Consider the following 13,756-nt stretch of genomic DNA (forward strand, 5'->3'; position numbering starts at 1 on the left):
CGTTAGCAGGAGAAGAAGAAATGGGTTTTCAGCAAGGTTTGAGCGGTCTGGCAGCATCGTCGAAGCAGCTGGAAGTGGTCGGCAACAACGTAGCCAACGCCAGCACCAGTGGTTTCAAGCGCTCGCGCACCGAGTTTGCCGACATGTACGGCTCCAGCCTGTACGGCATGAGCAGCGCCCAGGCCGGTATCGGGGTGCGTACCTCCGGGGTCAGCCAGATGTTCGAGCAGGGCAACATCAATTCGACCGGCAACAACCTGGACCTGGCCATTTCCGGCAACGGTTTTTTCATCCTGAAGTCGCCCAGCAGCGCCTCCACCGAGAATGTCTACAGCCGCAGCGGTGCCTTCCAGGTCAATGCCAACGGCTTTCTCGTCAACGGCGACGGCTACAAGCTGCAGGGTTATGACGCCCTGGACGGGGTGATCCAATACACCGCCACCCCGGTCGACCTGCAGTTCGAGACCAGTCTGATCGCCCCGACCGCCACCAGCAACGTGGATCTGGGGGTCAACCTCAATTCCAGCGCCACCGCCAACGACCTGGCCACGGTGGGCGCCGTGGACCCGACCGATACCACTACCTTCACCTCGGCGACCTCGGTCAAGATTTACGACAGCCTCGGCAACACGCACGACCTGAGCTTCTATTTCATCAAGGGCACGCCGACCGCCACCGGTACCGACTGGACCGTAACCCCCTTCATCGATGGCACCGCGGTGAGTTCCCCCGCCACGCCGCAGACGCTGAGCTTCGATACCGACGGCAACTTGGTCAGCGGCGGTGCGTTCTCGGTCAGCTACGATGTGACGCCGCCCAACGGTAGCGCCACCATCCAGGTGACCAGCGTCGATCTGACCTCCTCGACCCAGTTCAATTCCTCGTTCGGGGTCAATTCGCTGTCGGCAGACGGTAACGCCCCCGGTACGCTGACCAGCATGAACATCAACAACCAGGGCATCATCGAGGCGACCTATTCCAACGGCAAGACCGTCTCTATCGGCCAGGTGGCGCTGGCCAACTTCACCAATGTCCAGGGGTTGCAGCCGATGGGCGGCAACCTGTGGAAGGATGTGGCCAGCTCAACCGGCGGCGCCAAGGTCGGCACGCCGCTGTCGTCGGACCTGGGGGAAATCCAGTCTGGGGCGCTGGAAGAGTCGAACGTCGACCTGACCGCCGAACTGGTGGACATGATCGTGGCGCAGCGCTTCTACCAGGCCAACGCCCAGACCATCAAGACGCAGGACGCCATCCTGCAGACCCTGATCAACCTGCGCTGAGCGTTGACCGGATAAACGCACCATGGACCGCATGATCTTTCTGGCGATGACCGGCGCCAAGCACGTGATGACGCAGCAGGCCACCACCTCGCAGAATCTGGCCAACGTCCACACCAACGGCTACAAGGCCGACCAGGTCTCGTTCCGTGCGCTGCCGGTGGTGGGCGAGGGCGCGCCGACCCGCACCTACGTGGTCGACAACACCATCGGTCACGACCTGTCGCAAGGCAGCCTGCAGCAAACCGGCAACGACACCGACTTCGCCCTGGCGACGCCGGGGTTTTTCACGGTACAGGCCCCGGACGGTCGCGAAGCCTATACCCGTGACGGCGGCTTCGCCATCGACCAGAACGGCATGATGCGCACCCGCAGCGGGCTGGCCATCCTCGGCGACGGCGGTCCGATCACCGTGCCGGCGGGCTCCAGCGTCGTCGTCGGCCCGGATGGCACCGTGGTGACGACGCCGACCACCGGGGTCGACCGCACGCCGCAGATCGCCGGTCAGCTCAAACTGGTCAACCCCGGCGAGCGGGCGGTGTACAAGGGCGAGGACGGTCTGTTCCGCTTGAATGGCGGCGGTACGGCCCAAGCCTCGACCGACGTCAAGGTGGTGTCGGGAGCGCTGGAGGGCAGCAACGTCAACGCCGTGGAAAGCCTGGTGCAGATGATTTCGCACGCACGCCAGTTCGATCTCAACATCAAGCTGATGCAGACCTCCGACCAGAACGAACAGAAAGCCAGCCAGCTCCTGGCTCTCAACTGAGCTGTCGGCCGAACAGAATAACGAGGAACACCCGCCATGATGCGCGCACTCTACATCGCCAAGACCGGCATGGACTCCAGTCAGTTCCAGCTGGACGTGGTCTCCAACAACCTGGCGAACTCCAACACCAAGGGCTTCAAGAAAGGCCACGCGGTGTTCGAGGACTTGTACTACCAGACCCTGCGCCAGCCCGGCTCGCAACTGTCCAACGGCAATAGCCTGCCGACCGGCCTGCAGGTGGGGACCGGTTCCACCGTGGTGGCCACGGCGCGCATCCACTCCCAGGGCAACCTGGAGTCGACCGAGCAGCCGCTGGATTTGGCCATCAACGGCGACGGCTTCTTCCGGGTGCAGCAGCCGGACGGCAGCATCGCCTACACCCGCAACGGCGAATTCCGGCGCAACGAGAACGGCGACATCGTCAACTCGTCCGGCTACCTGCTGGACCCGGCGATCAACATTCCGGCCGACGCCACCAGCATCACCATCTCGGAAGCCGGCGTCGTGCAGTACTTCCAGCCCAACAACGCCACTCCCACCACGGCGGGCACCATCCAGCTGACCACCTTCATCAACCCGCAGGGCCTGCAGAGCATCGGTCAGAACCTTTATCTGCAAACGCAGGCCTCGGGCGATCCGCAGGACGGCGATCCGCTGACCGACGGGCGCGGCAGCGTGCGCTCCGGTTTTCTGGAGGCCTCCAACGTCAACGTGACCGAAGAGCTGGTCAACATGATCACCGCCCAGCGCTCGTTCGAAATGAACTCCCGCGCGATCAAGACTGCCGACGAGATGCTGCAGCGGATTGCCCAGTTATAATGCCGGCATCGATCAGCTAGGGGCTTGGTGATGAAAGCGACTTTCGGTGTGATGACGATGCTGGCGGCCGTGCTGTCGGGATGCGCTGTGCCCGAACCGCCCATCGTGCAGCAACCGATGAGCGCCCGGCCCCAGCCCGCCCCGCTAGCCTTGCCGAGCAACGGCTCGATCTTTCAAACCGGCAGCTACCAGCCAATCTTTGCCGACCGCGTGCCGGCGCGGGTAGGCGACATCCTGACCGTGACGATCGAGGAGAAGACCACGACGGCCGCCTCGGAAGAGACCACCGGCAAGCGCTCCTCGTCGCTCAGCGCCGGCGTGGAGGGCGGGGTCCAATTGCCGTTCTTCCCCGGCGCCCTCGAGAAGAAACTGGCCGGTACCTCGTTGTCGGCGGACGGCTCGGCGTCATCCACCGGCAAGGGCACCAACAAGGCCAGTTCCTCGTTCGTCAGCTCGATCTCCGTGACCGTGATCGACGTGCTGGCCAACGGCAACCTCGTGGTGAGTGGTGAGAAGCAGGTACGGCAGAATGGCGATACCGAATACATCCGGCTGTCCGGGGTGGTGAACCCGCGTGACATCAAGACCGGCAATATGGTCTCGTCGACCAAGGTGGCCGATGCCCGTATCGAGCAGCAGTCCAAGGGCAACAACCGTTCGTTTGCCGAACCGGGCTGGCTGACCAAATTCTTCATGACGGTGCTGCCATTCTGAGCGCAGCGATGGCGGGCTGTTTTTAGTGGGATAGCAATGAAACGTTTTCTTTACGTGCTGCTGGCTGGGGTGCTGGCTGTGTCGCCGGCCTGGGCTGCCCAGCGACTCAAGGATATCGCCTCGATCGCGGGCGTCCGTAGCAACCAGTTGATCGGCTATGGCTTGGTGGTCGGACTGGACGGCAGCGGCGACAAGGCCACCTCGTCGCCGTTCACCTCGCAGTCGATGTCGAGCATGCTCAACCAGCTCGGGGTGCAGATTCCAGTCGGGACCAAGCTCGACCCGAAAAACGTCGCCGCCGTGACGCTGACCGGCACCCTGCCGCCGTTTGCCCGGCAAGGCCAGGCCATCGACGTGACCGTGTCCTCGATCGGCGACGCCAAGAGCCTGCGTGGCGGCACGCTGCTGATGTCGCCGCTGAAGGGCGCCGACGGGCAGATCTACGCCATGGCGCAGGGCAACGTGCTGGTGGGGGGCGCGGGAGAGTCGGCGGCCGGCAGCTCCGCCAAGGTCAACCACCTCAGCGTGGGGCGCATCCCGGGCGGCGCGACGGTGGAACGCGAGGTACCGACCTCGCTGGGCTCCGGCGGCGTGGTGCAGCTCGAACTGTTCGAGTCCGACTTCACCACGGCCAACCGCGTGGTCCAGGCCATCAACCGCGAGCTCGGCGACGGCGTGGCGCGGGCGATGGACGGCCGCCTGGTCGAAGTCGTCGCCCCGCAGGACGCCAACCGCCGTGTGCAGTTCCTGTCCCGGATGGAAAATATTGCCGTCACACCGGCAGAAGCTTCCCCCCTGGTCATCCTCAACGCCCGCACCGGGTCGGTGGTGATGAACCAGGCCGTGACCATCGAACCCTGCGCCGTGTCCCACGGCAACCTCTCGGTGACGGTCAGCACCACGCCCCAGGTGAGCCAGCCGGCCCCCTTGTCGGGAGGGCAGACGGTGGTGACCCGTCAAGCCGATATCAGCATCAAGAGCGAGGGGGGCAAGGTGCTCAACCTGCCGCGCGGGGCCAACCTGTCGCAGGTCGTCAACGCCCTGAACGCCGTGGGCGCCACGCCGCAGGACCTGCTGTCGATCTTGCAGGCGATGAAGGTCGCCGGGGCGCTCAAGGCCGATCTGCAGATCATCTGATCGCCTCCGACGCGAGCCGCATATGTGGTTGTGGAGGGGGCGTGGCAGGGTTCTGGATGGCCTTCCGAATGCCGGCGAAGCCATCTCTACATACTCAGGAAGGCTGCGTCGAGGGCGGCAAAAAGGGAGGAGTGCCTCCCTTTTTTGTTGGCCCGCTTCTTGCTTTTTGCTGCGCCGAGGAGATCAGCAATGAGTGTCAGTTTTCCAACGGTGCCGAGCGACGGCAGCACAGTGAGCCAGCGTCTGGCTGTCGACCCGAGCCAAGCCACGGCGTTGCAAGCTACGGCGCGCAAAGACCCGCAGGCGGCGATCAGGGAGGCGGCGCAGCAGTTCGAGTCCCTGTTCATGGGGACCTTGCTGCAAGCCATGCGCGAGACCTCGTTCGACGGCGAGGACGACAGCAATGCCCTGGACACCTACCGTGGCCTCTTGGACCAGCAACTGCTCCAGACCATGAGCAAGGCGGGCGGGGTCGGTCTGGCCGATGCGCTGTCGCGGCAACTGGCGCAAGCCGCACAGATCGACGGTGACGTTTCTCCCACGGTCGAACGGCTGGCTCCGGTCTCGTCGGTGCTGCCGATGGTGAATCGGGCCATCCAGGCCTACCGGACGATGCAGCCCAAGACCACGGCCGCCCAGGAGGCCGCCGCCGAGGCAGTTGGCACGGCAAGCAGCACGGCGGGCGAGGCAAACTCTTCGGCGGAAGCCTTCGTGTCTACCCTGCTGCCCCACGCCAAGGCGGCGGCCCAGCAGCTCGGCGTGGCGCCGGAACTGGTCCTGGCCCATGCCGCACTCGAGAGCGGCTGGGGGAAACGCTCCATCAAGACGGCAGGCGGCAAGGAAAGCCACAACCTGTTCGGCATCAAGGCCGGCGCCAACTGGCAGGGCGATGCGGTCGACGTGCTGACCACCGAGTACGTGAACGGCAACGCCATCAAGAAAGTGGACAAGTTCCGTGCCTACGCCTCCTACAGCGACGCGTTCGCCGACTATGCCAATCTGCTGTCCGGTTCGTCGCGCTACCAGTCCGCCCTGAACAAGGGTGGGGACATGCTGGCGTTCGCCCGCGGGCTGCAGAGCGGGGGCTATGCCACCGACCCCCATTACGCCCAGAAGCTGGTAGGCGTGATGAATGCGGTTTCCCAGCGTTTCCGCGGGGTGTAAGGCTCAAGATCGTGCCGGGCAGGCCGATATAGCGATCAGAGGTGCAATATGGGTTCGAGTATATTTTCCATCGGTGTCAGCGGGCTGAATGCGGCGCAGGGCGCCCTGGCCGTGACAAGCCACAACATCAGCAACGTCAACACTGCCGGTTACACCCGCCAGGTCACGCAACAGGCTGCCCGCTACCCACAGAATGCCGGTTTCGGCTTTATCGGTCAGGGGGTGGACCTGACCAAGGTGAGCCGGATCTACGATGCCTACCTGACCGAGCAAGTGCAGAGCGCCCAGGCGAGCGACAGCTATTACTCGAGCCAACTGGATCTGCTCAAGCAGGTCGACTCCCTGATGGCCGATTCCACGGTCGGCGTGAGCCCCTCGCTGCAGGATTTCTTCGGCAGCATGCAAACGCTGTCGTCCGATCCCTCATCGATTCCGAGCCGCCAGACGGTGATCAATGATGCCCAGGCGCTGGCCACCAAGTTTCGCACGCTGGATGGCCAATTGCAGGAGATTGAAAGCGGCGTGAATCGCCGCATCGATGCCTCGGTCACTACCATCAACGCCCTGGCTACCCAGATTGCCGGGCTGAACCAGAAGATTGCCGCCTTGACGGTCAAGACGGCCGACGGTACCACTACCAGTGCGCCCAACGACCTGCTCGACCAGCGCGACCAGGCCATTCTCGAACTCAACCAGCAGGTCAAGTCCACGGTGGTGCCGCAGTCCGACGGCTCCTACAGCGTGTTCATCGGCAACGGTCAGACGCTGGTACTGGGCAGTCAGGCCAACCAACTGGACACGCAACGGGATCCTGCTAACCCGCAGCAACTGCAACTGATATACAAGAGCTCGAGCGGCAACGACACGGTCATCCCGACCAGCCTGATTCAGGGCGGAGCCTTGGGGGGGCTGTTCGCCTTCCGTGATGGGGCCCTGGCCGAAGCGCAGGCACGGCTCGGCAATCTCGCCCTCGACTTTGCCACGGCGATCAACTATCAGCAGCAACTGGGGCTGGACCTGAACGGCCAGGCCGGCGACCCACTGTTCACCGACCTCAGCGCCTATGCCAGCGACCCGAAAGGGGCGGCCAGCATGCTGCAGGTGACCATGACCGACCCGAAAGGTCTGGCGGTGGCGTCCAACCTCAAGCCGGGCAGCCCGGCGGTGACGCCAAGCGGCACCGGTCTGACCATCAGCGGGGTTTACAGCACCTTGCCGGGCGGTTACGGCTGGTCGTCGGCCAGTGCGGCCGGTGCGCCGGACGTGACGGCCCATCCGTCCTACAACCTCACCAGCCTCACGATCGACAGCACGGCCATGACCGCAACCGTGGTCAACGGCGCGGGCACGACCACGTACAACGTGGTGGCGGAACCGAATGTCGAGAACGGCTACAAGCTGGTGTCGGGCAGCCCGGCGGTCGATGCCGGCATATCGTTCAAGCTGTCCGGCCAACTCGCCACCGGCCTGACCTTGTCCGTGGTACCCAACGCGGCGCCGGTCGGCAAAGGGGACAATGCCAACCTGTTGGAAATGGCCAAGCTGCAGACCCGGCCCCTGGTCGACGACGACCGTGCCGATACCGCTTCGACCCTGACCTCCTTCGCTTCCCACTACGCGACCACGGTCAGCTATGTCGGCAGCGTGACCAACGAGGTATCGGTCACGTCCACCGCCCAAAGCAACGTGCTGAAAGAGGCGCAAGAAGCACGTGACACCGTTTCAGGCGTCAATCTCGACGAAGAGGCCGTCAATCTCATCAAGTACCAGCAGGCCTATCAGGCCTCGAGCAAGGTCATCCAGATGGCGCAAGAACTCTTCTCATCCCTGTTGCAGCTCGGCTAGCTCATACCGGAGGCGTAAACGATGCGAGTCAGTACCAGTATGGTGTTCACGCAAGGGTACACCGGTATCCAGAACAACCAGTACAACGTCAACAAGCTGCAAGAACAGCTCTCCACGCAGAAGCGGGTCGTGGTGCCCTCGGACGACCCGGTGGCCTCGGCGCAGATGCTCGAGGTATCCCAATCGGAAGGGCGCAACCTGCAGTTCGTCGAGAACGGCGATGCCGTCGAATCCACCCTGGCCATTTCCGAAACCTCACTCAACAGCGCCAACGATCTGCTCTCCAACCTGAAGTCACTGGCGATCCAGGCCGGCAACGGCGGGCTGGACGCCGAGCAACGGCAAATGATCCAGATCGACGTGAAGGAGCGCTTCAACCAATTGGTGAGCTATGCCAATGCCACCGATGGCCGCGGCAACTACCTGTACGGCGGCAACATCATCGACAGCGCTCCCTTCGTGGCGGACAGCTCGCTGAACGTCACCTACAACGGCGACACCGGGCGGCGCGACGTGCAGATCAGCGCGGCCCGGCAGGTGGCGATCACCGAAGTCGGTTCGGCGGTGTACGGTGATGCCAACAGCGACACGGCGGTGTTCGATACGGTGCGCGATCTCTACAACCTGTTGGGGCAGGACCCGAAGCCAGCGGATTATGCCGATCAGTTGTCGACCATCGTCGCCGGACTGGACGAGGCCCAGGTGAACATGTCGACGGCCCAGGCCTCGATCGGGGCACGGCGCAGCGAGAACGAAACGCTGCAATCGGTGGGCAAGGAATTGGACGTCCAGTACAAATCACGCATCGGCAACCTCGAGGATCTGGACCTGGCCAAGACCATCAGCGACTTCACCCTGGCACAGACGGCGCTGCAGTATTCCCAGCTCACCTTCCAGAAGGTCAGCGGCTTGTCGCTGTTCAACTACCTGTCGTAAGCGTCGCCGGAAGGTCAGGCGAAAACAGCCGGGCAAACCCGGCTGTTTGTCTTTATCAATATATCCCCCCGCTCAGATCGTGACCGGCTCGATCACGATGCCCGCGCGCAGGCCGTTGCCGACCTTGGGGTTGGGGAACAGGATGCGCTCGTTGCCGCCTTGCGCCTGGTAGCGCACGTCTTGATCCTCGGCGATCACGAAGCCGTCTTCCAGCAGGGTGAAGTTCTCGACCTGGTCGTGCAGGTGCAGGCGGAACGCGTCGCTGTGTTTGACCAGGTCGTACTTGGCGCGGAACAGCTGGAAGCGCTCGTTGGCAAACGGCGGCAGCGGTTCGCGTCGGCCGCTCAGCAGCCGGCGCAGCGCCTGGTCGATGCCTGCGAAGCGCGACAGGTCGTTCTCGCCGAAGGGACGGGCCTTGCCCAGCTCCAGCGTCAAGGAGTCGGCCTGGTGGTGGCGGCTGGTGTAATAGGTGAAGGTGGCGGCGGGCTGGCTGTGCAGCAGCACCGTGGTGATGTCGGCCGATTCCAGCCAGCACAGCTGCTCGCGGTTGTAGTCGCGCTCGTGCAGATAGGGGTAGATGGCGAAGCGCTCGAACACCGAACCGCGGATGGCCGTGTGCAGATCGTAGTGCAGCCGCCGACAGCCGGCCGGCGCGCGCTCGAAGAACGCCGCTGCCTCTTGTTCCAGCAGCGCGGCGCGTTGCGCTTCCCGGGTGGCGGGGTGCTTGGCGTGCTGGCCGTTGAACAGGCGGTTCATGTCGTAATCGAGGTAACGCTCGCCGGCCTGCATCGCCTCGGGGTTACCGAACATCAGCAGCACGTGCGCTGCGAGTGGCAGGTGTCCCTGCTGGATGTCGAGCAGGATGCCGTTGGCGACTTCGATTGGCGCCGTTTCGTTGCCGTGTACGCCGCAGGAAACCAGCACGCGGTCGGTGGCGTCGTTCAACTGTGACGGGATCAGTTCGAGAATGCCACGCTCATGCCAGCGTGCCGTCGCGCCGTTGGCCAGAGACCATTCGGGAGTCTCCGGGGGAAGGTTCTGCAGGGTGCTGGTCAGAAAATCGTAGGAAGGGGAGGGCAGGTTCATCGGGCAGGCATGTCGTGAAAAGGATGGCCCCATTTTTCACGAAAGTGTCGGCGCCGTCTGTAGTGATGCCGCAGAGATGAAGTTTGATGGCGTAATTGCGGAAATGCTTCAGTCGGCGTGGCAAGGGGGTGCAACCGGACGAGCGGAATCCTCTCACGATCTTGCTGCGCGCCCTGTCCCGGGCGTCCGGGCTGTGCCCCGGGCGGCATTGGGCGCGCGGCAGATCGTGGAGGGTTTTTCAGTCTAGCCAGGACGGTGCCCGTTGCTCGAGGAAGGCGGCGATGCCTTCCTGGCCCTCCGCACTGGTGCGGATCTGGGCGATCCGCTCGATGGTCGTCTCGATGGTGTCGGCGGTGATGGCCTTTCCCCCCAGTTCGCGCACCAGCAGCTTGGCTGCCGCCATCGCCTGCGGGCCGTTGAGCAGCACCTGGCGGCACATCTGCGCGACGGCCATATCCAGTTCTTCATCCTCCACCACCAGATGGATCAACCCCAGGCGCTTTGCCTTGCCGGCGTTGAAGCGTTCGGCGGTGATGAAGTAGCGCCGTGCCGCCCGCTCGCCGATGGCGCGCATCACGTATGGCGCGACGGCAGCTGGGATCACCCCCAGCTTGACGTCGGAGAAGCAGAACAGTGCCTCGGACACGCCGATGGCGACGTCGCAGCAGGCGAGCAGCCCGGCGCCGATGCCGAAGGCCGAGCCCTGTACCCGGGCGATGGTCGGCTTGGGACAGTTGTCGAGCGTGGTCAGCAGCTTGGCCAAGAGGCGGGCGTGTTGCCGGATTTCGTCCTGGTCGAAGCCGGCCATGCGCTGCATCCAGGCGTGGTCATGCCCTGCGCAAAAACTGATGCCTGCGGCCGCCAGCACGATGACGCGTACGCGCTGGTCGGCGATCAGGCTTTCCAGCGCCTCGGTGAAGCGGACGATCATGGCGTCGTCCAGCGCGTTGTGTAGTTCCGCCCGATTGAGGGTGATGGTGGCGATGCCCTTGTCGTCTACCGATTGCAGGATGGGATGCAGCATAGGGGAGTCTCCTTGTTATTGTGAGTCAGGGCGTGCAAAAGCGGAGAATCTCGTGCGCGAAGATATCCGGGGCCTCGATGTGCATGACGTGGCCGATGGCGGGCAGCACGTGCAGCGAGGCGCCGGGGATGCTGTTGGCAAGAATTTCCGACTGGTAGAGCGGTGTCAGGCGATCCTCGTTGCCGACGATGACGCGGGTGGGGACCCGTATCTCGGCAAGCCAGGTGCGGGCGTCGTGGCGCTTGACTCCAGCGATCAGGCAGGTGACCGCGGGCCAGTCGACCATGCCGGCGATCATCTTCAACTCCTGAAGCTGGGCGGCATTGCCGACCAGGAAGCGGCTGGAGAAGAACCACGGGATGCTCACGTCGTAGCGCAGGTCGAGGCCGCCGGACGCTTCCGCCGCGATCCAGCTGTCGCTGATGCGGGCGTTGACCTCGTCCGACCAGGCCAGGGTCGAGGCCAGGAGCAGCCGGTCGATGCATTCCGGGTGACGGTGAGCGAAGTACTGGGCCACCATGCCGCCGTAGGACAGGCCGGCCAGGTGCACCTTGTCGATCGACAACTGCTGCAGCAGATGCCAGGCCAATTCCGCCTGTTGCTCCAGCAGGTAGACGTCGGCCTCCGGCTTGTCGCTCAGGCCCTGGCCGAGGAAGTCGAGGCGGAGCAGGCGGTAATGCGCCTCCAGCGGCGGCGCCATCATCGTCCACGCGGCGGTGGACATGGTGATGCCGTTGAACAGCACCAGCGTCTTGTCGCCGTGGCCGCTCAGTTCGTAATAGATGCGATGTCCGTTCAGTGTGGCATGAGGCATGACAGTGCTTCCCACTGGCGTTATCCAGATTTCATTCTATTCCCAAGATTCGGCCGATGACCAGTTGCAATGCTGGCGGGAGGGGGCGGTCGGCGTGACGAGGTGCGTGCCAGGGGGAGGGTATCTGCATCGGGAATAATCAGATGGCCATCGTCACGATCCTGTCATCGTTTAACGTTATATTGCACGGCTGTTAAAAAAGCAGTTGCGCCAGGAAGGCGTTTCATTATGTCGGCTTGCGATCTCTCCCTCTGCCATCAACTGGATGTCATCATCAACGAGCGCCGTCTGTTGCCCGTTTTCCAGCCCATCGTTGACATGGAGGAGGGCAGCATCCTGGGCTACGAGGGCTTGATCCGCGGGCCGTCCAACAGCCCGCTGCACTCGCCGGTGAGCCTGTTCGCCGCGGCGGAACAATGCCGCTCGCTGGTGGCGCTGGACCGCGCCTGCCGCCGGGTCACGGCCGAGGCCTTTGTCGAGCATCAACTGCCCGGCTGCCTGTTCCTCAATATCAGCCCGCAAGCCCTGCTGGCGCCGGAGCACAAGCCGGGCGAGACGCTGGCCTATCTCAACATGCTGGGTCTGCCCAGCGAGTGCATCGTCATCGAACTGACCGAAACCCACCCCGATGCCAGCTACCAGGCGTTGCGCGAGGCCGCCAGCCATTACCGCAACAGCGGCTTTCGCATCGCATTGGATGACCTGGGCGAGGGCTTCTCCAACATGCGGCTGTGGTCGGAGCTGCGCCCCGACGTGGTCAAGCTCGACAAGCATTTCGTTCAGGACATCCAGCATGACCCGCTCAAGGAGCAGTTCGTGCGCTCGATGGTCGACATCGCGCGCCAGTCCGGTGCGCTGCTGGTGGCCGAGGGTATCGAGACCGTGGCCGAGTTGCGTGTGTTGCGCCGGCTGGGGGTGCGCTACGGGCAGGGCTATCTGTTCGCCCGGCCGGCGCCGCTGCCGGCACGCGAGGTGCCGTCCGAGGTGCGCTCCCTGCTGTACGCCGACGCGCGAGAGCGGTTGGGCGGGCCGCGCCAGGCAATAGCGCGCGATCTGCTGGTCGAGGTCATGCCGCTGGAGCAGACGGTGGCGAACGAGGTTGCTTACCGCTTGTTCGCCGAATCGCCGGAACGCTTCGCCATTCCGGTGGTGAATGAGGGGGTGCCGGTGGGGCTGCTGCGGCGGCATGACTTCCTGGAAAGCTTTTCCCGCCCCTTCAACCGCGAGCTGTACGGCAAGAAGCCGTGCCGCACGCTGATGGACAAGGAGCCGCTGATCGTCGGCGCCGAGATGGGGGTGCAGGAGCTGTCCAGCCTGGTGGTGGCGGCCGAACGCCGGCATCTGATCGATGGCTTCATCATCACCGAGAACGGCCGCTACCTCGGCATGGGCACCGGTTTCGACCTGATGCGCAAGATCACCGAGATGCAGATCTCGGCGGCGCGCTACGCCAACCCGCTGACCGGCCTGCCAGGCAACGTGCCGATCTCCGAATCCATCGACCGCCTGCTCGACAGCGGCGAGCCTTTCGTCGTCGCCTACGCCGACCTTGACCATTTCAAGCCGTTCAACGATCTCTACGGCTACGCCGCCGGAGACGACCTGATCCGTCTGCTGGGGAATCTGCTGCAGCAGGTGGCCGATCCGGCCCGCGACCTCGTCGGGCACATCGGTGGCGACGACTTCGTGCTGCTGATGCAGAGCGAGGGCTGGGAGGCGCGGCTGATGGAGGTGATCGCTTCCTTCGACCGTCAGGTCCAGGCGCATTTCGACGAGGTGCACCGCGAGACGAATGGCTTCGAGGTGACGGCGCGCAACGGCGAGCTGGCCTTCTTCCCGTTGACCAGTGTGTCGATCGGCGTGCTCCCCGCCGGCAGCGGGCAATTCCTGTCTCATCACGAGGTGTCGCTGGCCGTGGCCGATGCCAAGAAGATGGCCAAGAAGCAGCTCGGCAGCAGCCTGTTCATCGAGCGGCGGGGCCGTGGCAAGCCCTGAGCGATGTGCTTGATAGTTAAACAAGACCGACCGGCGCTCGCCGGTTTTTTATTTCACCATGACTCCAGCCCGGCACTTCGCTGGACTACGCCAAGGCTAGATACAGCAGGTTTATCAATAACTTAGGCGAGTTCATCATATGCCGGTGCTTTCTGAAACTTGACCCGACTTCCTGTCTG

General features: G+C 63.9%; 12 protein-coding genes. 9 read left to right on the top strand and 3 right to left on the bottom strand.

Annotated elements, in window-relative coordinates:
- Positions 1-20: 20 nt before the first annotated feature.
- The 8 genes from flgE to flgL all read left to right on the top strand — a co-directional run bounded on the left by flgE (position 21) and on the right by flgL (position 8,658).
- Positions 21-1,280, top strand: a complete 1,260-nt coding sequence (gene flgE, locus PSEMAI1_RS0107465; RefSeq protein WP_024302274.1) for a flagellar hook protein FlgE — start codon at positions 21-23, stop codon at positions 1,278-1,280.
- 22 nt (positions 1,281-1,302) lie between these two features.
- Positions 1,303-2,043 carry a flagellar basal-body rod protein FlgF gene (gene flgF / locus PSEMAI1_RS0107470; protein WP_024302275.1) on the top strand — a complete coding sequence of 247 codons (741 nt, stop codon included), beginning with the start codon at positions 1,303-1,305 and terminating at the stop codon, positions 2,041-2,043.
- Positions 2,044-2,079: 36 nt separating this feature from the next.
- A complete protein-coding gene (gene flgG / locus PSEMAI1_RS0107475; protein WP_024302276.1) occupies positions 2,080-2,862 on the top strand; it encodes a flagellar basal-body rod protein FlgG in 783 nt (260 codons plus the stop codon).
- Between the two features lie 30 nt (positions 2,863-2,892).
- Entirely contained in the window at positions 2,893-3,576 is a 684-nt protein-coding gene (locus tag PSEMAI1_RS0107480) for a flagellar basal body L-ring protein FlgH (RefSeq protein WP_024302277.1), read from the top strand.
- Positions 3,577-3,612: 36 nt separating this feature from the next.
- Positions 3,613-4,713 (top strand): flagellar basal body P-ring protein FlgI, encoded by a 1,101-nt coding sequence (locus PSEMAI1_RS0107485; RefSeq protein ID WP_024302278.1) that lies wholly within the window; start codon positions 3,613-3,615, stop codon positions 4,711-4,713.
- 189 nt (positions 4,714-4,902) lie between these two features.
- Positions 4,903-5,877, top strand: a complete 975-nt coding sequence (gene flgJ, locus PSEMAI1_RS0107490; protein WP_029770547.1) for a flagellar assembly peptidoglycan hydrolase FlgJ — start codon at positions 4,903-4,905, stop codon at positions 5,875-5,877.
- A gap of 48 nt (positions 5,878-5,925) precedes the next feature.
- The gene (gene flgK, locus PSEMAI1_RS0107495) at positions 5,926-7,722 is read left to right on the top strand and encodes a flagellar hook-associated protein FlgK (RefSeq protein WP_024302280.1); all 1,797 of its coding nucleotides are present in this window, start codon (positions 5,926-5,928) and stop codon (positions 7,720-7,722) included.
- Positions 7,723-7,743: 21 nt separating this feature from the next.
- Complete coding sequence (gene flgL / locus PSEMAI1_RS0107500; RefSeq protein WP_024302281.1) at positions 7,744-8,658, top strand: flagellar hook-associated protein FlgL; 915 nt, start codon at positions 7,744-7,746, stop codon at positions 8,656-8,658.
- 72 nt (positions 8,659-8,730) lie between these two features.
- Here flgL and astE read toward each other — a convergent pair whose 3' ends face one another.
- From astE to PSEMAI1_RS0107515, 3 genes are all read right to left on the bottom strand, one after another.
- Positions 8,731-9,744 carry a succinylglutamate desuccinylase gene (astE, locus tag PSEMAI1_RS0107505; RefSeq protein WP_024302282.1) on the bottom strand — a complete coding sequence of 338 codons (1,014 nt, stop codon included), beginning with the start codon at positions 9,742-9,744 and terminating at the stop codon, positions 8,731-8,733.
- 238 nt (positions 9,745-9,982) lie between these two features.
- Complete coding sequence (locus PSEMAI1_RS0107510; RefSeq protein WP_024302283.1) at positions 9,983-10,768, bottom strand: enoyl-CoA hydratase-related protein; 786 nt, start codon at positions 10,766-10,768, stop codon at positions 9,983-9,985.
- A 25-nt stretch (positions 10,769-10,793) separates the two neighbouring features.
- Complete coding sequence (locus PSEMAI1_RS0107515; protein ID WP_024302284.1) at positions 10,794-11,582, bottom strand: alpha/beta fold hydrolase; 789 nt, start codon at positions 11,580-11,582, stop codon at positions 10,794-10,796.
- Positions 11,583-11,810: 228 nt separating this feature from the next.
- Here PSEMAI1_RS0107515 and PSEMAI1_RS0107520 point away from each other — a divergent pair, with 228 nt between their 5' ends.
- The gene (locus PSEMAI1_RS0107520) at positions 11,811-13,577 is read left to right on the top strand and encodes a GGDEF domain-containing protein (RefSeq protein WP_024302285.1); all 1,767 of its coding nucleotides are present in this window, start codon (positions 11,811-11,813) and stop codon (positions 13,575-13,577) included.
- Positions 13,578-13,756 lie beyond the last annotated feature (179 nt).

Origin of the sequence: Pseudogulbenkiania sp. MAI-1 (assembly GCF_000527175.1) — a bacterium.
GTDB lineage: Bacteria > Pseudomonadota > Gammaproteobacteria > Burkholderiales > Chromobacteriaceae > Pseudogulbenkiania.

Excerpts from the sequence above, each read along its gene's own strand:
- flgE (WP_024302274.1), top strand. The coding sequence starts at position 21 with ATGGGTTTTCAGCAAGGTTTGAGCGGTCTGGCAGCATCGTCGAAGCAG.
- flgF (WP_024302275.1), top strand. The coding sequence starts at position 1,303 with ATGGACCGCATGATCTTTCTGGCGATGACCGGCGCCAAGCACGTGATG.
- flgG (WP_024302276.1), top strand. The coding sequence starts at position 2,080 with ATGATGCGCGCACTCTACATCGCCAAGACCGGCATGGACTCCAGTCAG.
- PSEMAI1_RS0107480 (WP_024302277.1), top strand. The coding sequence starts at position 2,893 with ATGAAAGCGACTTTCGGTGTGATGACGATGCTGGCGGCCGTGCTGTCG.
- PSEMAI1_RS0107485 (WP_024302278.1), top strand. The coding sequence starts at position 3,613 with ATGAAACGTTTTCTTTACGTGCTGCTGGCTGGGGTGCTGGCTGTGTCG.
- flgJ (WP_029770547.1), top strand. The coding sequence starts at position 4,903 with ATGAGTGTCAGTTTTCCAACGGTGCCGAGCGACGGCAGCACAGTGAGC.
- flgK (WP_024302280.1), top strand. The coding sequence starts at position 5,926 with ATGGGTTCGAGTATATTTTCCATCGGTGTCAGCGGGCTGAATGCGGCG.
- flgL (WP_024302281.1), top strand. The coding sequence starts at position 7,744 with ATGCGAGTCAGTACCAGTATGGTGTTCACGCAAGGGTACACCGGTATC.
- astE (WP_024302282.1), bottom strand. The coding sequence starts at position 9,744 with ATGAACCTGCCCTCCCCTTCCTACGATTTTCTGACCAGCACCCTGCAG.
- PSEMAI1_RS0107510 (WP_024302283.1), bottom strand. The coding sequence starts at position 10,768 with ATGCTGCATCCCATCCTGCAATCGGTAGACGACAAGGGCATCGCCACC.
- PSEMAI1_RS0107515 (WP_024302284.1), bottom strand. The coding sequence starts at position 11,582 with ATGCCTCATGCCACACTGAACGGACATCGCATCTATTACGAACTGAGC.
- PSEMAI1_RS0107520 (WP_024302285.1), top strand. The coding sequence starts at position 11,811 with ATGTCGGCTTGCGATCTCTCCCTCTGCCATCAACTGGATGTCATCATC.